The sequence below is a fragment of the Oceanospirillum linum genome (assembly GCF_001995095.2).
GTDB classification, from domain to species: domain Bacteria; phylum Pseudomonadota; class Gammaproteobacteria; order Pseudomonadales; family Halomonadaceae; genus Oceanospirillum; species Oceanospirillum linum.
Genome location: NZ_MTSD02000138.1, coordinates 1 through 426 on the forward strand (window position 1 = coordinate 1; position 426 = coordinate 426).

The window sequence follows — 426 nt, forward strand, 5'->3', positions numbered from 1 at the left end:
CTTCCTGGGCATGCCGTTCTGGACCCGGCTGGGTACGTTCAAGCAGCCGCCCGAGCGTGTTCGATATAAGCCCCATTAACCGCGAGCGAGGACACTACAATATGAAAACTTGGCTGAGCAAGCTCGCGCGTATCGGCGGTGCGAGCGTGGCGCTGACGTTGGCCGTGGCGATGGGGCCGGCCCATGCGGACGAGGGTTTCGCGCTCGATCGTGCGCCCAATAACACGCACGACATCGCAGCGTTGCAGCATGGCGCCCAATTGTTTGTAAACTATTGCCTGAACTGCCACAGCGCGAACCTCGTGCGGTACAGCTCGCTGGAGCAGATCGGCATTTCCCAAAAGGAAATCGAGCAGAATTTGCTGTTCACCACCGACAAAGTGGGTAACACCATGACGGTGGCGATGCGCCCGGACGACGCGAAGA

Annotated in this window: 1 protein-coding gene; it reads left to right on the plus strand. The window is 59.6% G+C overall.

The window, feature by feature from the left end; translation table 11 throughout:
* Window positions 1-101 precede the first annotated feature (101 nt).
* On the plus strand, window positions 102-426 hold a 325-nt coding region (locus BTA35_RS17005), incomplete at its 3' end, for a cytochrome c1 (RefSeq protein WP_139363735.1).